Annotated in this window: 1 protein-coding gene; it reads left to right on the top strand. The window is 43.1% G+C overall.

Features of this window, described 5'->3' with window-relative positions; translation table 11 throughout:
• Positions 1-202, top strand: a 202-nt coding sequence (locus Q1B07_RS27020; RefSeq protein ID WP_299834341.1) for a transposase, incomplete at both ends; no start/stop codon positions are given.

Here is a 202-nt window from a genome sequence, read left to right on the forward strand (position 1 = left end):
TCTTCGGTAAAAATGCATTGGCCAAAGCAGCTGAATATACGTTAAGCCGAGCAGATGGATTAAAAGCCTTTCTTAATGATGGGCATTTAGAAATCGATAATAATCCCGCTGAAAATGCGATTCGCCCGAATGTGATTGGTCGTAAGAACTGGCTTTTCTCCGTGAGCGAAGCAGGTGCCAAAGCAAATGCCATCTGTTTAAG

Source organism: uncultured Metabacillus sp., assembly GCF_947503125.1.
GTDB lineage: Bacteria > Bacillota > Bacilli > Bacillales > Bacillaceae > Metabacillus.